The organism is Streptomyces sp. NPDC006733, assembly GCF_040636125.1.
Lineage (GTDB): Bacteria > Actinomycetota > Actinomycetes > Streptomycetales > Streptomycetaceae > Actinacidiphila.
Map to the genome: position 1 here is coordinate 34,337 of NZ_JBEYJD010000010.1, position 19,278 is coordinate 53,614.

The window sequence follows — 19,278 nt, forward strand, 5'->3', positions numbered from 1 at the left end:
CACCGGATCCGGTGGCCGCGGGCTCGCGCGTGGTCCGCGGCGTCGCGCGACGGGTCAGGCCTCGTCCGACCGCAGCACCGTCTCCGGGACGAGCACCGACACCAGCAGGCCCGACACCGGGTCCACCGTCAGCCCGCGCCCGGGCACCGGGCGGCCGCGCAGCAGGTCGTACGGGACGCGGATGCCCAGCAGATCACCCTCGGCCGGGGACTGCGGGGACAGCAGGACGCCCTTGCGGACCCGCCGCACCTGGCCCAGCCAGCCGATACCCGCCGATGTGAGGGTCTCCGCGGTGGCGGCCACCGCCAGCCCGTAGCCGCGGTCGCGCCCGGTGGCCGCGATGTCGCGCAGCACCGAGTCGGCGGCCGGCATCTGGGCGAGCAGGTCCGCGTCGTCCACCAGCACGACCGCGGGCCCGGACCCGGCCTCCAGCGCCTCGCGGACCTCCTCGGCCATCGGGTCCGGCGACTCCAGGACGACCGCCTGCGGGTGCCTGCGCAGGCCCCGCAGCGGCGACTCGCGGGGGGTGATGGCCACCACCCGGGTCCCGCCGGCCAGCAGCGAGACCGCGAGGCTGGCCAGCGCGGTGGAACGGCCCGCCCCGGGAGGACCGCTGATGAGGAACGACGGCGAGTCCGCCGCGAAGTCCACCCCCACCGGCTCCAGGTCGTCGCCGCCGATGCCCAGCAGCCCCCACAGCGGGCGCCGCTGGTCCGCCGGCACCTTCGCGTACGCGTCGGTGAACGTCACCTGCTTCGGCAGCGTCATCACCCGGGCCGGGCGGCGGGCGGCCGGGACGTCCCGGTCGCGGCGCGTCGCCTCGGCGCCGATGCGCTGCAGCGCGTCTGCCTGCTCCCGGCCGGTGGGCACGCCGCCCGACAGCTCGCCGAGCAGCGCCACCTGCACCTCGGCGGCGCTGCCGCCGCGCCAGCCGCGCCCCGGCGGCACCACGGCCGGGATCAGCTTCGCCGGGATGCCCGCCAGCATGTACTCGCTGCGGTCGGTGAGCCGCAGCAGCAGCCGTTCGTCGTTGAGCGACGCGACCTTGCCGGACAGCAGGGCCCGCTCCGAGGTCGCGATCACGTGCACGCCCATCGGCGCGCCCTCGCGGATCAGTGCGGTCAGCTCCTGCACGGGCCGCCCGCCGTCGTGGTCGCCGAGCAGGGCGACCAGCGAGTCCCAGCCGTCGATCAGGACCACCAGGTGGGCCGGGCGCTCCGCGGCCGGCAGCTGGGTGCGCAGCTCGGCGAGGTTGGCCACGCCGTGCTGCGTCAGCAGCTCCTGACGGCGGCCCATCTCCGCGAGGAGTCGGGCCAGCAGCCGGTTGAGGCGCTCCAGGTCGGCCCGGGGGACGACCGCGCCGCAGTGCGGCAGCGCGCTGAGCGCCGCGAGCGCGCCGCCCGCCGCGTCGATCCCGTACAGGTGCACGTCGGCCGAGGAGTGCCGGCGGGCCAGCGCGCCGCCGATGGTGCGCAGCGCCTGGGAGCGCCCCGACCGCGGGGTGCCGATGATGTACAGGTGCCCGAACTGGGAGAAGTCCAGCTCCAGCGGCTCCTGGCGCTGGATGCCCGGCAGGTCGGCCAGCGCCCAGGGGACGGCGGCCAGCCGGCCGTTCGGCAGGTCGGGCCGCTCGGGCAGGTCGTTCAGCGAGACGGCCGGCGCGAGGGCGGGCAGCCACGGGCTGGGCTGGTGCGGCACGTCGAGTTCGGCCGCCGCGTCCCGGATCGCCTCGACCAGGGCCGTCAGGTCCGTCGGCCCGTCGGGGTCGTCCGACAGGTCCTGGGCGTCGGCGTCCGAGGCGTGCTCGGGGCCCGGCTCGGCGGCCGTGCGCCCCAGCTGCGTCCAGTCGACCGCGCTGGTCCAGACGGGCGGCTCCGCCGCCGGCCGGGCCTCCGCGCCCGTCCCGGACGCCGTGTCAGGACGCGGCTGTTCGCCGTCGGTGTCCTTCCCCGCGCGGGGCGCGCCGACGAAGGCCGTCTGGAACGGCAGGACGGAACGGTGGCCGATCCGGGCCAGCGCGCGGCCCGGGGTGGCCGCGGAGATGGTCACCGCGTCGTTGACCTCCAGGACGTCCTGGCTGTCCATGCCGTCCGTGACGCGCAGCGAGATGCGCAGGTTGGTGTTGGCGCGGATGTCGGCGGTGACGACACCGGCGGGCCGCTGGGTGGCCAGGATCAGGTGCAGGCCCAGGGAGCGGCCGCGCTGCGCGATGGAGACCAGGCCGGGGATGAACTCCTGGACGTCCCGCGCCAGGGTGGCGAACTCGTCGATGACCAGCAGCAGCCGGGGCAGCGCCACCAGCGACGGGTCGCGCCGCCGCAGGGAGCGGTACTCGATGTGGTCCTTGGCGCCCACCTGGGCCAGGATCCGCTCGCGCCGGGTGAGTTCCGCCCCGAGGGACGCCAGGGCGCGCTCCACCAGGTGGCTGTCGAGGTCGGTGACCATGCCCAGGACGTGCGGCAGCCGCACGCAGTCCTGGAAGGCGCTGCCGCCCTTGTAGTCGACGAGTACGAACGTCATCTCGTCGGGCCGGTTCACCGCGGCCAGCGAGGCGACCAGCGTCTGCAGCAGTTCGGACTTGCCGGCGCCGGTGGTGCCGGCGACCAGCCCGTGCGGGCCGTCCTTGATCAGGTCGAAGGTGACCGGGCCGGTGTAGCCGACGCCCAGCAGCGCGGCCGTGGAAGCCGGCCGGTTGGTCCACCGGCGGGCCAGCTCCGCTCCCTGCGGCGGCTCGAGCTCCAGCAGGCCGAGCAGGCCGACCCGGTCGGGCAGCCCGTCGGAGCCGTCGGGCGTCACGTCGCGCACGGGCGCCAGCGCGCGGCCGATCCGCTCGCACCAGTCGGTGTCGACCAGGTCGGGACGGATCTCGGTGAGGTCGGCGCTGCCGGTGCGGCGCAGCGTCACGTCCCGGGCGTTCACGACGCAGACCGAGACGCACTCCTCGGGGAGCATGCGCTCCTCCTGGTCGATGCAGATCAGGAAGACCCGGACGGCCGGCCCCTCCTTCAGGACCTGCACGACGCCGGGCACGTCGCGCAGCCGCCGCGCCCCGTCGAGCACCACGACGAGGTCCGGTTCGCTCAGCAGCGCCCCGCTCATCGCGGAGTCGCGGGCGCGCATCCGCGAGCGGACGGCGGAGACCAGCTCCGACACGCGGTTGGCGACGGTCTCCGGGTCGTTGCCGAGGGTGACGGCCGGGCCGCCGGAGTTCTCCGCGGAGACCCCGCCGCGGCCGGGCCGGGCGTGCGGCAGCCAGCGCACCCACTCCCAGGCCGGGGCGCCCGCGGTGTCGGTGAGGACGGTGATCCGTACGTCGCGGGGGCTGTGCAGGATCGCCGCCTGCGCGACGGCCCACCGGGCCAGCGCGCGGGCCGCGTCGCGCTCGCCGGCGATGCCGAGCACCCCGTCGCCGGTGAGGTCGACGCCGACCGGCATGTCGGGGATCCGCCAGTTGACGGAGCGGTGGTTGTCCTCGCGGGAGGTGTCCTCGACGGTGAGCAAGGACGACTGGCCGACCGTGCCGACCCGCAGCACGAGGTGGTCGGGGTGGCCGCGGCGGCGCTCCCACAGGCGCGCGCCGGGGCCGACCGCCCACAGTCCGGCCTCGGCCGGGTCGGGACCGCCCGCCACCCGCAACCGCCGCTCCCGGTCCACCTTCTGCTGGATGTCCCGCTCCAGCGAGGCGCGCCGGGCCCGGTAGCTGGCGACGCCGTCGGTGTACTCGCGGCGCCCGCTCTTGCGGCCGCTCATCCAGTTGCCGATCGCCAGCACCGGACTGAAGACCGCGAACATCAGATAGAAGTACGAGTGGAGGATGGTGACCATGGCGACGCCGAGCAGCAGCGGCGCGAACACCACCAGCAGCGGCACCGGGCGCTTGGTGGGCGGGCTCGGCGGCGACGGCAGGACGAAGCGTTCGGGCAGCAGCGGCGGGATGATGCGCGGCGGCCGGTTGAAGTCGAGGAACGCGCCGTCGGCGGAGACGGTGACGGCCGCGTCCGCCTCGGTCGGCTCCGTCACCCGCAGCAGGAACTCGCCCAGCACCAGTTCGCCGCCGAGCGGCCACTCCTGCCAGCCGCGTGGCAGCGGCTCGTGGGCGTCGGCGTACGGGTCGGGCAGTTCCGGGGCCGGGGCGGGCGGCAGGGGTGTCGCGTCCGCGCGCGGCCGGGCCGGCGGGGGCTCGGGCGCGGACAGCGCGACGCCGTCGGCCTGCTGGGTGTTGAGCAGGACGGTCCCGTCGGGGCGGACGGTGACCCGCACCCCTTGCGACGGCACGTCCCGGCCCTCCAGGAGGACCGCGCTGCCCGGCAGGGGGCCGACGCCGTGCGTGCCGGGCTCCAGCAGCCAGACCCGTCCGGCGTCCCGGCCGCCGACCAGCTGGAGCTCCACCCGGGGGCCGCGCGGCAGCCGTTCGCCGTCCGCGGACCGCGACGGCGGCGGCAGCAGGTCGCGCAGCGGCCCGTATCCCCCGCTCTCCGGCGCGGCGGGCCCGCCGAGCCCGAGCCGGGCTCCGTCCCGCACCCCGGCGGCGGACAGCGGCAGTTCGGCGGGGAGCGGTCGGTCCCCCAGGTACAGCGGGGGCGGTTCGGTCCCGCCGTCGGGGGACAGTCCGGCGACGAGCGCGCCCACGGTGGTGGCGCCGGTGGCGTCGATCATGAGATCGCGGCCCTGGTCCGGCGTTTCGGCCGGAGTGATGCTGAGGAAGAGTCTCACGAGGTGGGAGCAGTCCGATCCGGGATTTCGCCGGGGGCGGCGGGCAGGGGACGTGACGCGGCGGAGACGCCCGCGGAGCGCGCGGGCGCCGCGGCGGGCTCGGGCTCCGCGAGGTCGAGGTCCGGGTCCAGGGCGTGGGCCGGGGCGGGTGCCGGAGCGGGTGCGGGCGGCGGGACGGCGGTCGGCTCGGGGGCCGGGTCCTGGTCCGGCTTCGCGACCGGGCCCGCGCCCGGCTTCGCGACCGGGTGCGCGTGGGAGTCCGGGGCAGGCGCCGGGGCCGGGATGGCGGGGGTGGCGGCGGGGGTCGCGGCGGGCTCGATGAAGTCCGGGTCGTCGGTGCCGGTCCGGGCACTCACCGGCTCGACGGGCGCGGGCGTCGGCGTCTCCGCTGCGGCGGAGGCTGCGGATGCCTCCTCGGACACCTCCGATACTTCGGCGGCTTCGGACGTCACGACCGGCGTCGTCGCCGGAGCCGTGGCGCGAGCGCGCGAGCGCTGCCGGCGGATGGCACGGCCCACCGCCTTGGCGAGCGAGGCCGCCTCGACGTCGATCTGCATCCCGGGACCCAGCAGCCGCCCGTCGGGCTCCGCGTGCAGCGTCCAACTGGAGCCGGGCAGGCTCCCGCCGGCCAGGACCAGGGCGCTGCCGTCGGCGCTGAGCGCGGCCAGCCGCTCCGCCTGTTCGGGGTTCGGCATCCAGCACGCGAGGACCGGCGGCAGGAGGGAAACCCGTCCCGTCTCCGCCTCCGTCCCCTCGTCCGGGCCGCCCACCGGCACGGCCTCCACGCTCCCGCGCGCGGACACCTCCGCGATGAGGTCGTCGAGTCCGGGGCCGGGGAACCGCGGGTGCAGACCGCGGGCGACGAGCACCTCCGGCCCGTCCGGCAGGCTGTCGAGCTGCGCGGTCAGCGCGTGCACCACGCTGCGCGCCACGCGCGCGTCGCCCTCGACCACCAGCGAGGAGGGGCCGCTCGCCCAGTCGACGAGCACGACTCCGGGCACCTTGCGGTCGACACCGACGACGAGCAGCAGCCGCTCCCGGTCCTCCTCGAGCGCCGCGGTCGCCGACGGCTCCGCCTGCGCCGGGGCGGACCAGGTCCACTCCCCCGGGTCGGCGGCGGCATCCGTCCACGCGCCCGAGGGACCGAGCGGATCCCGGCCCGCGATGACCACCCGCGTACGGTCGCGCGACGGCCCGATCCACACGGTCGGGGCGTAGCAGCCGGCTCCCTGGGCCGCGTCGGCGCGGTCCAGCGCCGCACCGGCGAGGACGCGGGCGTCCGGGTCGGCGAGGAACGACGTCAGCATCCGCGCGCAGCGGCGGTGCAGCCGGTAGGCGCGCAGCGGCTGGGAGAACGCGCGGCCGGTCATCCGCGCCTCCCACACAACACGCCGGCAGGTGCGCCGGAACCCGCCCTGGGACCTGATGATCCGGGAGACCACCCAGATGAGCAGGACCAGGGCGGTCAGGAAGCCGATGATGATCAGCCAGGAGTTGCGGTCGGGCATCGCGAGGGCGAGCGACTGCCGGCCGGCGACGGCCGCCGTGCGGCCGGTCACGCGCACTCCCGTACGAAGGCGGCCGAACGTCGCAGGTCACGCATCGCGTGGTGCAGACGGGACTTGACGGTCCCGGTCGGGATTCCCAGCGCGAGCGCCGTGTCGGGGCCGGAACATCCGAGCAGGTACGTGTACACCAGAACCTCACGGTGGGGGCGGGAGAGGGGGGCGAGCAACTCGACGAGGTGGGTGCGGTCGACGACCCGCGCCTGGTCGTCCGCGACGGCGGCCGTCTCGGGAAGGTACGCGGTGGGCAGGGCGGGACGGACACCGTCCCTGCGGCTCCAGTCGATGACGACGTTCCGGGCCACGGTGCAGAGCCAGGGCAGACCGGGCTGGAAGCCGTCGGCGCGCCGTGCCCCCGGCCCGGTGGGCGACGCCAGCCAGGCCCGCAGCAGGGTCTCCTGCACGGCGTCCTCCGCCCGCTGCGGGTCGTTGGGCAGGAGCGAGCGCACGTAGCGCAGGAGGGGTTGGCGGTGGGGCCCGATCAAAGCGGTGAACCGCTCGTCCGTCTCGCGTGTCGCGTACCGCGGTGCGGAGAGTGCCGCTGAACTCATGCTGCTGCTGCCTCGGAGGGTTCGGGGTCATCGGGGCGGCCGTCGCGCGGGGAACCGGGCAGGGGAGACGAACGCGCGGATAGATGGATCCACCACAGAACGCACACCCTAGTCACGCCGGACGCACGGAGGCAAAGGCGGCTATCGGCCAAATCACCCCTGCGGGCGGCGGTTTGCGTCGGCCCCTTGACGAGCGTCGAAACTCCGCTCGGGGCAGTACAGCCGTGGTTCCGCCGTGCGCCGCACGCGCCGGGCGGCAGGCGCGGGAACGCGGTTCAAGCCACCGGACCGGCGGCGGGCGCGGCGGAAAAAGAGGCGACAATCACACCCCGTAGCCACCCGTGCGAGCTGCGAACACCCCCACCCGACCTGCGCAAAGACCGGGGAATAGAGCGGCGGGTGCTGCCGTTCTGGGTGATAGTTGAATCAGCAACTACATGGATGTGGTGAGCACAGTGCAGTTCGGGATCTTCAGCGTCGGCGACGTCACCGCCGACCCCACGACGGGGACGACGCCCACGGAGAACGAGCGGATCAAGGCGATGGTCGCCATCGCGCAGAAGGCCGAGGAGGTCGGTCTCGACGTCTTCGCGACGGGCGAGCACCACAACCCGCCCTTCGTGCCCTCGTCGCCGACGACCATGCTCGGCTACATCGCGGCGCGGACCGAGCGCATCATCCTCTCCACGTCCACGACGCTGATCACCACCAACGACCCGGTGAAGATCGCCGAGGACTTCGCGATGCTGCAGCACCTGGCCGACGGCCGCGTCGACCTGATGCTCGGGCGCGGCAACACCGGGCCGGTCTACCCCTGGTTCGGCAAGGACATCCGCCAGGGCATCCCGCTCGCGGTAGAGAACTACGCGCTGCTCCACGAACTGTGGCGCAACGAGGTGGTCGACTGGCAGGGCACGTTCCGTACGCCGCTGCAGTCCTTCACCTCCACACCCCGGCCGCTCGACGGCGTCCCGCCGTTCGTCTGGCACGGCTCGATCCGCAGCCCGGAGATCGCCGAACAGGCGGCCTACTACGGCGACGGGTTCTTCGCGAACAACATCTTCTGGCCGAAGGAGCACTTCAAGCGGCTCATCGAGCTGTACCGGGAGCGGTACGCGCACTACGGCCACGGCACCGCCGAGCAGGCCGTCGTCGGTCTCGGCGGACAGGTGTTCATGCGGAAGAACTCCCAGGACGCGGTGCGCGAGTTCCGCCCCTACTTCGACAACGCGCCCGTCTACGGCCACGGCCCCTCGCTGGAGGAGTTCACCGACCAGACGCCGCTGACCGTGGGCAGCCCGCAGGAGGTCATCGACAAGACCCTGACCTTCCGCGACTCCTTCGGCGACTACCAGCGCCAGCTGTTCCTGATGGACCACGCGGGCCTGCCGCTGAAGACGGTCCTGGAGCAGCTGGACCTGCTCGGCGAGGAGGTCGTACCGGTGCTGCGCAAGGAGTTCGCCTCGGCACGGCCGGCCGGGGTGCCCGAGGGCCCCACGCACGCCGCCCTGGTCGCCCGCGCCCTGGCGGACGACGCGAGCGACGCGCACGACGCCGTCTGAGCCACCCGACCGCAGGAGAGAGGGAACCCATGAACACCGTGCATCTCGTCGTCGTCTCGGCGGGCCTGAGCCAACCGTCCTCGACGCGCCTGCTGGCCGACCGGCTCGCGGAGGCGACCCGGCGGGCACTGAGCGACCGGGACGAGGACCGTACGGTCGCCATCCGCGTCATCGAACTGCGCGAACTGGCCGTCGACCTCGCCAACCACCTGGTGACCGGCTTCCCCAGCGCGGCGCTGCGCGACGCCCTCGAGGCGACGGAGCGGGCCGACGGCCTGATCGCCGTGACCCCGATCTTCAGCGCCTCGTACAGCGGCCTGTTCAAGTCGTTCTTCGACGTGCTCGACAACGGGGTGCTCGCCGGCAAGCCGGTCCTGGTCGCGGCCACCGGCGGTACGGCACGGCACTCGCTCGCGCTGGAGCACGCGATGCGGCCGCTCTTCGCCTACCTGCGGGCGCTCGTCGTGCCGACCGCGGTCTATGCCGCCTCGGAGGACTGGGGCTCGGGTGGGGACGCGGCCACCGACGGCCTCGCCGCCCGCATCGCCCGCGCGGCGGGCGAGCTGGCCGACCAGCTGGCCGGCAGGCCGGCCGCCTCGGCCGCCCCGGATCAGGTCGTGCCGTTCGCGCAGCAACTGGCGGCGCTCCGGCCCTCCGGCCACTGAGGCATCCGACCGCTGAGGCATCCGACCGCGCCTGGCGCCACCTCCCGTGGCGGCGGGCGCGGTCAGTCGAGCGGAAGCAGCTCGAACACGGGATGGCGGGCGGCCTCGACGGCGAACTCCTCGTCCGTCGAGGCTTCCGTCACGTCGAAGTACGCGCGCGTGATCGGGACTTCGCGCAGGTACTGGCGCAGTACGGGCACGCTCTGCGCGGATCCCAGCTCGACGGCCCGCAGATCCTCGGACCGGCCGCCGCGGCTGATGCGGACCTGCCCCGCGGCCCGGGCGTTGTGCACCCAGTTGGTGACTCCGTACGCGGCGACCAGCCAGCGCTGTCCACCGGCCGCCATCACGTCGACGGGCGTCGACCGCGGCTGCCCCGAGGAGCGGCCCCGAACGGTCAGCACGTGCCGGTACCCCTTGCCGATCCCGAAGCGGGTCATCACCGCGAACACCCGGTTCACCCCGCGCGTCCCGGCCCCGACCCGATATTCCTTCGCCATTCCCGCCCCCGTTCCCACACCCGTTAAGCCCCGACAACCCCGGCAGCGGCCGGCGGCCGCCGCGTACTACCGCGACGCGCTCTCCAGGTCCTGGTCGAAGTCACCGTCCGATTCCGCCGCGTCGAACGGGAGCAGGGCCGGGGAGAGGAACGGATCCGTCGACGGGCCCGGGGCCTGCTGGGTCGGGCTGGATTCCGTGCGGAGCGTTTCGGAGAACAACGAAGACATGGGCACCTTCTGACAATCGGTCCCGTCCGCTGAGGCGGACGGGCAGCGCTATCAGAAAGGTACACGCGTACGAATCGCCGGTGATCACACCACGCCGCCGTGTCCGGCCGACGCCCGGCGCCAGATCATCATGTCCGGCGCATTGACGGGCCCCCTCGGCGCCGTTAACTTTTGTGAGCGCTCTCAGACTTCACTCTCAGGCTTCGTACCGGCCGCTCCCCCGGCCGTCAGGTCTCCGGAGGTCAGGTGAAGGCAGTCCGGTTCAGCATCGCCGTGCTCATCGGAACACTGTGGACAACGTTGTCACCCCAGGGCGCGACCGCCGCACCGGAGGGTTCGTCCCTCCCTCCGGTGCGGGCCGTCCGACCGCAACCCGCTCGACCAGTACGGCCTGCGCTGGTCCGGCCCGCCGGACACGATGGACGCGGCCCGGCAGCAGAGCGCGCTCGACCTGATGAACGCGGCCTCATGAGACCGCACCCGGGCAGCAACGCGGCCGGCGCGTACCGCTGGGTCGGGGGCGACGGGCACGGCGGGTGGATCGATCAAGGACGGGTCTTCCCGGGGGTCCCTGTCGGCTGACGCGTCCGTTCCGCTTCCGCCGCCGACCTGGTGATCTCCAAGTTGACAGGAGGCGCGCAGGAGTTGACGATGAGTGACGCCCCCAAAGCCCGCGTGCCCGCGACCGGTTCATGAGGTCTCGACGTCCACGCGATGGCGCGGGGCACCGTGCGGACACCGTTGCCTTTGGCGCGCCCGCCTTCATGAACTGTGTGGAGGAAACTGTGATATCCAAGCGCGGGCTGTTCGCCGCCACCGCAGCGGGGGCGGGCGCGCTGCTGCTCACCGCAGGCCCCGCCGCCGCCTGCAGCATCGGTGACTTCAGTGCGAACGCCGTCGCGGCGTGCGACACGAGCACGGGTACGCCGATGGCCGCCATCACGGTCACGGACAAGGACCCGTCCAGCACGCCGGCCGACATCTCGGTCGTCCTCCGCATGGCGTCCGGCATGGCGGGACCCGCCGTCGGCAGCGTGCACATCGCCCACCCGACGGCCGCCGGGGTCACGAAGAAGGTCCTCGTGGAGTGGAAGCCCGGGTACCAGTGGTACGTCCAGGTGACGGCCGGGAACCTGCACCAGCAGAACCTGGAGGTGCTGCCCGCGTCTCCCGACACCGCCTGCCTGCTGCCCGTGAAGCCGTCGCAGGCCCCCTCCCCCACGGCACAGCCGACGAAGGCCGCGCAGGTCACCACGGCACCGACCACCTCGCGCCCGGCCACGCCGTCCCCGGCGGACTCCCCCACCGGAACCGTCCTGGCGTCGACGGGCGGCAACGGCGACAGCACGACGATCGCGGCACTGGCCAGCGCGTTCCTCCTCGTGGGCGCCGGCGGCCTGTTCGTCCTGCGCCGCCGCGCCGACACGGGCCGGCACTGACACCGTCCCCTCCAGCCGTCCCCCACCAGGGGTACGCCATCCAGGCCCTGTCAGGTCCCGGGCAGCTGCTCCTGCTCGACGTCGTTCACGCCGGGCCGGGGAGCGCTGCGGGTGTCGAGCTTGTTCCGGCAGCCCTCCCCCAGACCCCACAGCCGCGACTCGGGATCGTTCAGCGGCCGGCCGCACAACCGGCACAGGACGCGGGGCCGCCCGGCGACCGCCTCATCGGCGTCGGATGCGGCGAAGCCGGGCAATGTCGCGGGGTCGGAGTCCGAAGCGGAGAACATACCCCCAGGTCTACCAGCTCGCGCCGCGAACCACCCACGCCGCCCGCCCCGGGAGTCTGCGGGCGGGCGGCGTGGGTGCGGCGGGCGGGTGCGGGCCTAGTTGAAGGGGTCCAGGGTGATGTACGCCTGCTGCGGGTTGGAGTCGTTCACCAGCGACTCGTGGTTGCCGACGTCGTCGAAGGCGAAGGCGTACGCCTTGCTGTCGGCCATCTGAGCGTGGATCTTCCGGGCGAACTGGTTGGTCACCGCGTCCTGGTAGAAGTTCGCGGAACTGGCGTCGGGCTGGTTCGCGTTCACCAGCAGCGTCGAGCGGTTGTACCCGGCGCACAGGGTGCGCGAGATCGGGCCGCGCACCAGGTCGTTCGGCGCGTCCAGCAGCTTGTAGCAGCCGAAGATGCTGTCGGCGTCGGGCTTCTGGAAGGTGGTGACCACGGCGCCCGCGCTGTTGGTGAAGTTCATGGCGTTGCCGGACACCTTGCCGAAGTACTTCGTGTTCGGCTGGTCCCCGAAGGGGGTCACGGTCAGCGTCGACGTGGAGTACTTCTGCCACACCCGGTTGATGTAGTCGTCCATCACCGAGGCCGGCAGCGCGCCGGACTCGATGCCGTGTCCGGGGGCGAGGGCGCGCAGCACCGTGCCGTCGGAGCGGGTCTGGATCAGGTTGCCCCAGCCGCCCGGCTGGTTGCGCAGCGCGTTGTAGAAGCCGTTGTACCCGCCGGCCTTGAGGTGGCCGGTGCTCTTCGTCGAACCGCCGGGCAGTTTCACGCCGACGGCGTAGGGGGCCGAGAACATGTCGACCTGGGTGCTGTTGATCCAGAGCCCGGAGTCGTTGAGGGTGTACTCGGACCAGTTGAAGAGGATGTTGTGGTTCGGGTCGGTGGGGTTCTGCACCGCGGGCTGCACCAGTCCGCCCACGGCCAGCTTGAAGACGAGCTTCTGGCCGTAGGAGAAGTAGACCCGCCCGGAGAACTTGGGCATCCGCAGCGTCATGGACTGGCCGTTGGCCGGTCCCGCGATCGCGGCGTCCGGCGCCGGGGCGGGCGGGTTGGCGCCGCCGGGCCAGGCGTGGAACGTACCGCTCGCGTCGGCCCAGCCCTGCCGGCCCGTCGAGAGCTGGGTCCCGAGGTTGTAGATGTAGATCTGCTCGCCGCGGCCGGAGTTGTTCGTGAAGGTGAGCGGAATCGTGTCGGGGACCGCCGCGCCGGCGGGCGCGATGGGCCCGATGGTGGCGAGGCCTGTGCCGATAGCCGCCGCCGATATCAGCGACACCGACAGCTTCCATTTCTTGGCGAACACGCTTGGCTCCTTGCTGTACACACCACGTGGGGGGAGGTGGGGGGTGGGGGTGGACATGCGGTCGTTCCGGACCGGCTCCCCGGCCGCGTGGTCCGGACCATCCGGCCTGAGAGCGCTCTCAGAATGCGAGCGGGACGGTGCCCTGTCAATGGCCCCAGCAGAAACTTCACCAACTCTGACAACACCGCTGGCGCAGACCGGGTTTGACGAACGACCCGGCCGGGCCCGTACGGTCGACCTGGTCACCGCCGTGATCGGCAGGATCCACCCACCAGCACAGCGTCTACGAAGGAGCTCCACCCGTGACCGGACCGATCGTCGGGATCCTCCACCCGGGCAGCATGGGCGCGGCCGTCGCCGCGCAGGCCGCGACGCACGCGGCGACCGTTCTGTGGTGCCCGGCCGGACGCAGCGAGCGGACCGTGGCACGGGCCACCCGCTTCGGGCTGGAGCCGGTCGCGACGTCGGCCGACTTGCTGGACCGCGCGGACATCGTCATCAGCCTGTGCCCGCCGGCCGCGGCCGAGGACGTGGCGCGGGAGGTGGGCGCGCACGGGTTCGAGGGCCTGTATCTGGAAGCCAACGCCATCTCGCCGCAGCGGGTCGGGCGGATCGTGGACCTGCTGCCGGAGGCACTGGTCCTCGACGGTGCGGTGACCGGCACGCCCCCGGCCGGCGGTGAGGCGCCCACGCTCTTCCTCGCCGGGCTCGCGCCCGCGGCGGCCGTCGTGGAGAAGCTGTTCGCCGGAACGGACGTGACGACCAAGGTGCTCGGCGACACCGTCGGCCAGGCCTCCGCGCTCAAGCTCGCCTACGCGGGTCTGCGCAAGACGTCCGAGGTGATGGCCGCGGTGTCCCTCGCCATGGCGCAGGAGCACGGGGTCGGGCCGGAACTCCTCGCCCTCACCTCGCGCCTGGCCTCCCCGCTCGCCGCGCCGGACCGCGTCGCGGGCACGGCCGCCCGCGCGTGGCGCTGGGGTCCCGAGTTGGACGAGGCCGCGGACCTGGCGGCGGCCGCCGGCCTGCCGGAGGACCTGCTGCGGGCGGCCGCCCGCACCCTGGCCCGCTGGAGTGACAGCAAGGACGACGACGCCCTGAGCGCGGACGAGGCCCTGCGGCGGCTGCGGCGCGCCTGACGGCACCACGGCACGGGGCGCCGGCAGCCGCTGAAGTCCGCGGCCCGGCGCTCCGACGCCGACGTCCCGGCGCCGTGAGACGGTGACGTCCCGGCGCCGTGAGGCCGTGCCGTCCCCGGCGGCGCGCCCGGCGCCGGGCCCCTCACCCCAGGGGGATCGTGAAGTCGTCCTCGACCGGGGGCTCGGCCTCCTGCTCGCGGTAACCGGTGGCCGCGAAGCAGCGGATCCGCAGGTCGTGCGGAGTGACGTCCAGCCGCAGGAAACTCTTGAAGAACGGCGGGGCGTACGTCGCGGCACCCGGCGACAGGACCCGGGTGTAGACCTTGCGGACCGGCAGCCGGAACCACGATCTGCCGTCCGGGCGGGAGGGCACCCCGAGCAGCGTGGCGACCAGCCGGGTGCGCAAGGTCACCGGCGCGCTCGTCGTACGGGTGGCGGGGATGCCGAGCCGTTGGGCGATCACCGCCGACGCCTGCTCGGCGGTCAGCGCGAAGAACCGTTTCATCCGCAACCGCCGACCGTAGAGCCCGCTGTAGAAGGCCAGCGAGTCACCGCGCAGCGGATAACAGCGGAAGTCCTGCTCGGAGACCCCGGCCACCCGCACCCGCGGGATGATGTGGGTGGCGTGCATGAACGCCCCGCCGCCGCCGGACACGACGTACTCGATCCTGCGGCCGTCCACGTCCACCGGGAAGTGCTGGTAGTTGTGGATGTCACCGCCGATGGCCGCGACGTAGTGGCAGTCCGCGTCGCGGACGATCTCGTCGACGGTGCCGCCGCCCTCGATGGCGCACGGGTGGTACTTGTCGTCCACGTAGATCGGCGAACCGGTCACGAGGATCTTGGGCCGGGGGCCCTGGGAGACGCGGCGCAGCCACTCCCCCTGCTCCTTGTCGATCCCGCCGAGCAGACCGGTGTCGATGCCGATGATGCGCAGCGGCCCCGAGTCGATGGCCCAGTACGGTCCGGGTTGCGCGCTCTGCTGCGCCGGGGCGGAGCGCAGCGACCGCGCCTCCCGCAGCCGCTGCTCGTCGGCGACCTCCGGGCTCTTCCACAGCAGCGACCTCCACCAGGCGGCCGACAGGAGCCCGGGCCGTGCGGCGGGGGGCACCGCGAGCGCCTCGCAGAAGACCCGCATGAAGCCCGTCAGGCCGTCGTACCAGTCGTGGTTGCCGGGTATCGCGTAGATCGGCGCGTCGTAGTCCCGGTAGGGGCGGAAGAACTTCGGGCCGTAGTCGTTGACGCTGCCGACGGGGTAGATGACGTCGCTGGACAGCACGGCGAACCGGGAGCCCTCGGCCGCCTTCAGCAGGCCGGGGACGACGGCGTACTGCGGGGCGTCGCCCTCCCCGGTGTCCGCGATGAGCATGAAGGAGTACGTGTCCGGGTCGTCCCGCGCGATGACGAGGTCGTCGGGGACCCCGCGCTCGCGCTGACCGGCCACCCAGCGCCGCCGTTCGTCGTCGGTCGGGTCCCCGAAGAGGGAGGCGAGCGGCCCGTTGCGGGCGCTCCACAAGGTGGCCGGATTCAACCAGGAGAGCTTTTCGACCCGTTCCGGCATCAGGCTCTCGAACCGGCCGAGCTCCTGGCCGTGCCATCCGGCACCGGTCGCTGAATCGCGCGAGGAAACTGACACCGGCGCACCCTAGCAACACCCGTCCCGGCGCGCCGGTTTGGACCGCCGGCCCGGCACGCCCCCCACCCCGCGTGCTGCCGCGGCCGGGCAACGCGGTGCGGCGCGGGAGGTCCGGACGGGGTCCGGCCCGGCCCGCGCCACGGCGGCGTTCCCGTCCTTGCTGGGCCCGGGCTCCCGCTACGCCTGGTCCGCGGCGGCGTGGATGGCGGCCACGTCCAGCTTCTTCATGCCGAGGACCGCCGACATCGCCCGCTGGGCGCGGCCCGGGTCCGGGTCGTTCAGCAACTCGTCCATCCCGGTGGGAACGACCTGCCAGGACAGTCCGTACCGGTCCTTCAGCCAGCCGCACGGCCCCTCCTCGCCACCCTCGGAGAGCTTGGACCAGTAGTAGTCGATCTCCGCCTGGTCGGCACAGGCGATCATCAGGCTGACCGCCTCGGTGAACGGGAACTGGGGTCCGCCGTTGATGGCGAGGTACTCCTGGCCGTCGAGCAGGAACGTGACCGTCAGGACGGTGCCGGCTTTCCCGGGGCCGGCCTCCGTGTAGTGCGTGACGCTGGTGATCTCCGAGTTCGGGAACACCGAGGTGTAGAACTTCGCAGCCTCTTCGCCCTCGGTGTCGAACCAGAGGTTGGGGGTGATCCGCGGCATGGCGCTCTCCTCGCTTCGTGGGTGTTCTGCCCTGCTCCTGTACTGACCGTCGCGCCCGTCGAAACTCATCGCCGCTCCGCGCGGAATCCTCGGATCAGTGGAGAGGATGGGAGGAGAGAGCCGATGCCGCCGGACAACGCAGGAGACGCCATGACCGACGCCGCACACCGCCAGGCCGGCCTTCGCCGGTCCGCCGCCGCGCTCCAGGCCGAGCTGGAGGCGCTGCGCCGCGCGCTCCACCGGGAGCCGGAGATCGGGCTGGAGCTGCCGTTGACTCAGGCCAGGGTGGTGGCCGCGCTGGAGGGGCTGCCACTGGAGATCACCCTCGGCAAGCAGCTCGGCTCGGTCACCGCCGTGCTGCGCGGCGCGCTGCCCGGACCCGTGGTGCTGCTGCGCGGGGACATGGACGCGCTGCCGGTGCAGGAGGCCGGCGGGGCGCCGTACGCCTCCGCCGTGGCCGGGGTGATGCACGCCTGCGGCCATGATCTGCACACCGCGGCGCTGGTCGGCGCGGTCCGGCTGCTGTGCGAGCGGCGCGAGGAGCTGGCCGGGGCCGTGGTGTTCATGTTCCAGCCGGGCGAGGAGGGCCTGGGCGGCGCCCGGCTGATGGTCGATGAGGGCGTGCTGACCGCCGCCGGTGACCCGCCGGTCGCCGCGTACGCCCTGCATGTCGCCGCGTCGCAGCTGCCCGGCGGGCTGGTCGCCGGCCGTTCCGGCCCCGTCATGGCGGCGTCCGACACCCTCACCGTCACGATGCGCGGACGCGGCGGCCACGGCTCGAGCCCCCATCTCGCCCTGGACCCGATCCCGGCCGCCTGCGAGGCCGTCAGCGCGCTGCAGACCATGGTGACCCGGCGCTTCGACCCTTTCGATCCGGTCGTCGTGACCGTCGGCAGCTTCCACGCGGGCACCGCCGAGAACGTCATCCCCGACGAGGCGGTCTTCGCCGCCACCGTCCGCTCCTTCTCCCCCGGTGCGCGGGCCCGCGTGTTGGAGGAGGCACCCGCGGTCGTCCGGGGCATCGGCCGGGCGCACGGGCTGACGGTGGACGCGGTCGTGACCGAGGGATACCCGGTCACCGTCAACGATCCTGTGGAGGCGGCGTTCGCGGCCGGGACGGCCCGCGAACTCCTCGGCGCGGATCGCTATGTCGACTTGCCGCAACCCGTCGCCGGCTCCGAGGACTTCGCCGTCGTCGCCGAACTCGTCCCCGCGGCCTACCTGCTGCTCGGCGCCTGCCCCGCCGACCGCGACCCGGCCACCGCCGCGTACAACCACTCCCCGCAGGCCGCCTTCGACGACGGCGTGCTGGCGGACGCGGCGGCGCTGCTCGCCGAACTCGCCCTGGGCCGGCTCTCCCGCAACTGAGGGCGGCCCCACCGGAGCCGCCGGCCGCGGCCGGGCGCCGACTGCGTCCCGGGGCAGAGCGTCGGCTGCGTCCCGGCCGTCATTCCGCGCACCGGTATTCCCGGGCACGACGACGGCCCCGCAGCTTCGGAAGAGCCGTGGGGCCGTCGTCGGACGAGTACGGGTTTCAGTGCGCCTTTTCGTACGCCTCGCGAACCGCCGCGGGGACGCGTCCCCGGTCGTTCACGTCATAGCCGTTCTCCTTGGCCCAGGCCCGGATCTTGGCGGTGTCCTCGGAACCGGCGGCGGCGAGCTTGCGCGGACCGTTCGCGCCCTTGTTCCGGCCCACCTTGTGCCCGGCCGCAATGAAGGGGTTCAGCGCTTCGAGAAGAGAGTCGAAGCTGTCCGGGGCGAGGTCGATTTCATAGACAACGCCATCAACGGCGAACGTGTGAGTCGCCGCCTCCGCCGACTCTTTGCCGGTGAGGTCGTCCGTGTAAATGGTTACGATTTTCTGAGCCATAGGCCGCAGATTAGCAGTAATGCGGGGGGCCGTATAGAAATCACTTACCGTCCGCTCGTGTGTACGGACGGGTAGCACGGCAGAGCGATCCGCCGATCCGCCACCGGCGTTCAACGGCGTTTAGCGGCACGCTCCCCTCCGTATAGCGCCGCTGCCGGAGTTCGCCGGCGGCGGGGCGAACTAGGCGGGGAGCGCCGGGAGTACGTACGCCCGCACACAGTGCGTTTCCACCCGAGCGTGGAGCAGATGCCCAGCGATGGCCTTATCGCCTGCGACGGCCAGAACGGCGTGAATGTGAACGGCGCCGCCACGGATCTCGCCCGTGCCGCTGAGTTCGGCGGGACAGGTGTAGTACGTGCGCTGGTCCTTGGTGGCATCGGTCTCTGACATCGTCGTGACGGTAAAGGCGTCCACCGCGCCGATCAGGGACACGATGGCCCCGTCCGCGATGCCCGCCGCTGCGGCCTGGCCCGCTATCGACTCCAGCAGCTCGCCGCTTCCGACCTCGAATACGTGCATGCGATCACTCCCCAGCGCAATGCGGCCCCGCACCCGGAGCCTATCGACGTGCATCCCTTTACGGACGGCCGTTCCGGCCACCGGCTGATTCCCGCCACTCCTCGCGCAACATCCCGAACAGCACGTTGTCGTGCCACTGCCCCGCCACGAGCACGGCATCCCTGCGCCGGCCCTCTTCGCGGAATCCGGCCTTTACGAAGGCGTGGACGGCCCGCTCGTTGCCGCCCCAGGTGTCGAGTTCGACCCGGTGCAAGCGGCAGGTGTCGAAAAGGTGCCCCACGAGCAGCCGCAGCGCCTCGGTCCCGTGCCCCCGCCCCCAGAAGTCCTTTTCCCCGATGGTGATGCCGACCGTGGCCCCGCCCGCGAACGGGTCGAGGTCGCGGTAGTCGACCATGCCGATCGGCGTGCCGTCGGCCAGGTCCTCGACGGTGAAGACCCGCGAGTCGGCGGGGTCGAGGCCCAGCATCGTCTCGAAGCCGCGCTCCACGGCGGTCCGCGTGACGGGGCCGAAGCGCGGATGGCCGCCGGTGGCCCAGTGCACCACCTCGGGGTCGTTGCGCCAGCGGACGTGGTGGTCCAGGTCCTCCGCGCGCAACGCGCGGAGCCGCACCAGGTTTCCTTCGATCATCGGGAAATCGTAAGTCGGCGCGGAAGTGCCGC

At 73.1% G+C, this 19,278-nt stretch carries 17 protein-coding genes; 5 read left to right on the forward strand and 12 right to left on the reverse strand.

Annotation, left to right across the window (positions count from 1 at the left end; all coding sequences use genetic code 11):
• Positions 1 to 54: 54 nt before the first annotated feature.
• From ABZ721_RS11325 to ABZ721_RS11335, 3 genes are read right to left on the reverse strand one after another with little or no spacing between them, the layout of a single operon-like run.
• A complete protein-coding gene (locus ABZ721_RS11325; RefSeq protein ID WP_358788379.1) occupies positions 55 to 4,713 on the reverse strand; it encodes an FtsK/SpoIIIE domain-containing protein in 4,659 nt (1,552 codons plus the stop codon).
• Positions 4,710 to 6,272: a hypothetical protein gene (locus tag ABZ721_RS11330; protein WP_358788380.1), complete on the reverse strand. Its 1,563-nt coding sequence runs from the start codon at positions 6,270 to 6,272 to the stop codon at positions 4,710 to 4,712. The genes ABZ721_RS11325 and ABZ721_RS11330 overlap by 4 nt, the downstream gene beginning before the upstream one ends.
• Positions 6,269 to 6,829, reverse strand: a complete 561-nt coding sequence (locus ABZ721_RS11335; RefSeq protein WP_358788381.1) for a sigma-70 family RNA polymerase sigma factor — start codon at positions 6,827 to 6,829, stop codon at positions 6,269 to 6,271. Before ABZ721_RS11335 ends, ABZ721_RS11330 begins: the two co-directional genes overlap by 4 nt.
• Before the next feature lie 455 nt (positions 6,830 to 7,284).
• Here ABZ721_RS11335 and ABZ721_RS11340 point away from each other — a divergent pair, with 455 nt between their 5' ends.
• Entirely contained in the window at positions 7,285 to 8,391 is a 1,107-nt protein-coding gene (locus tag ABZ721_RS11340; protein ID WP_358788498.1) for an LLM class flavin-dependent oxidoreductase, read from the forward strand.
• 29 nt (positions 8,392 to 8,420) lie between these two features.
• A complete protein-coding gene (locus tag ABZ721_RS11345) occupies positions 8,421 to 9,056 on the forward strand; it encodes an FMN reductase (protein ID WP_358788382.1) in 636 nt (211 codons plus the stop codon).
• Positions 9,057 to 9,118: 62 nt separating this feature from the next.
• Here the strand turns inward: ABZ721_RS11345 and ABZ721_RS11350 are convergent, their stop codons facing one another.
• Together ABZ721_RS11350 and ABZ721_RS11355 are read right to left on the reverse strand one after the other, a co-directional pair.
• Positions 9,119 to 9,556, reverse strand: coding sequence for a nitroreductase family deazaflavin-dependent oxidoreductase (locus ABZ721_RS11350; protein ID WP_358788383.1), 438 nt, complete (start codon positions 9,554 to 9,556; stop codon positions 9,119 to 9,121).
• Positions 9,557 to 9,622: 66 nt separating this feature from the next.
• On the reverse strand, positions 9,623 to 9,784 hold the full coding sequence (locus ABZ721_RS11355) for a hypothetical protein (RefSeq protein ID WP_358788384.1): 162 nt from the start codon (positions 9,782 to 9,784) through the stop codon (positions 9,623 to 9,625).
• 785 nt (positions 9,785 to 10,569) lie between these two features.
• Between ABZ721_RS11355 and ABZ721_RS11360 the strand changes: the two genes are divergently transcribed.
• Entirely contained in the window at positions 10,570 to 11,223 is a 654-nt protein-coding gene (locus ABZ721_RS11360) for an LPXTG cell wall anchor domain-containing protein (protein ID WP_358788385.1), read from the forward strand.
• 50 nt (positions 11,224 to 11,273) lie between these two features.
• Here the strand turns inward: ABZ721_RS11360 and ABZ721_RS11365 are convergent, their stop codons facing one another.
• Positions 11,274 to 11,510 carry a DUF6011 domain-containing protein gene (locus tag ABZ721_RS11365; protein WP_358788386.1) on the reverse strand — a complete coding sequence of 79 codons (237 nt, stop codon included), beginning with the start codon at positions 11,508 to 11,510 and terminating at the stop codon, positions 11,274 to 11,276.
• A 96-nt stretch (positions 11,511 to 11,606) separates the two neighbouring features.
• Positions 11,607 to 12,770 (reverse strand): beta-1,3-glucanase family protein, encoded by a 1,164-nt coding sequence (locus tag ABZ721_RS11370; RefSeq protein ID WP_358788499.1) that lies wholly within the window; start codon positions 12,768 to 12,770, stop codon positions 11,607 to 11,609.
• 338 nt (positions 12,771 to 13,108) lie between these two features.
• Between ABZ721_RS11370 and ABZ721_RS11375 the strand changes: the two genes are divergently transcribed.
• On the forward strand, positions 13,109 to 13,942 hold the full coding sequence (locus ABZ721_RS11375) for a DUF1932 domain-containing protein (protein ID WP_358788387.1): 834 nt from the start codon (positions 13,109 to 13,111) through the stop codon (positions 13,940 to 13,942).
• A gap of 142 nt (positions 13,943 to 14,084) precedes the next feature.
• On the opposite strand, the gene ABZ721_RS11380 is transcribed toward ABZ721_RS11375, so the two are convergent.
• Positions 14,085 to 15,578, reverse strand: coding sequence for a metallophosphoesterase (locus ABZ721_RS11380; RefSeq protein ID WP_358788388.1), 1,494 nt, complete (start codon positions 15,576 to 15,578; stop codon positions 14,085 to 14,087).
• Positions 15,579 to 15,755: 177 nt separating this feature from the next.
• Positions 15,756 to 16,229, reverse strand: coding sequence for a VOC family protein (locus ABZ721_RS11385; RefSeq protein ID WP_358788389.1), 474 nt, complete (start codon positions 16,227 to 16,229; stop codon positions 15,756 to 15,758).
• A 150-nt stretch (positions 16,230 to 16,379) separates the two neighbouring features.
• Here ABZ721_RS11385 and ABZ721_RS11390 point away from each other — a divergent pair, with 150 nt between their 5' ends.
• Entirely contained in the window at positions 16,380 to 17,597 is a 1,218-nt protein-coding gene (locus tag ABZ721_RS11390; RefSeq protein ID WP_358788390.1) for a M20 family metallopeptidase, read from the forward strand.
• A gap of 166 nt (positions 17,598 to 17,763) precedes the next feature.
• Here ABZ721_RS11390 and ABZ721_RS11395 read toward each other — a convergent pair whose 3' ends face one another.
• From ABZ721_RS11395 to ABZ721_RS11405, 3 genes are all read right to left on the reverse strand, one after another.
• Entirely contained in the window at positions 17,764 to 18,099 is a 336-nt protein-coding gene (locus tag ABZ721_RS11395; RefSeq protein ID WP_358788391.1) for an Lsr2 family protein, read from the reverse strand.
• 180 nt (positions 18,100 to 18,279) lie between these two features.
• Positions 18,280 to 18,618 carry a DUF296 domain-containing protein gene (locus ABZ721_RS11400; protein WP_358788392.1) on the reverse strand — a complete coding sequence of 113 codons (339 nt, stop codon included), beginning with the start codon at positions 18,616 to 18,618 and terminating at the stop codon, positions 18,280 to 18,282.
• 58 nt (positions 18,619 to 18,676) lie between these two features.
• A complete protein-coding gene (locus ABZ721_RS11405) occupies positions 18,677 to 19,246 on the reverse strand; it encodes a GNAT family protein (RefSeq protein WP_358788393.1) in 570 nt (189 codons plus the stop codon).
• Positions 19,247 to 19,278: the final 32 nt, after the last annotated feature.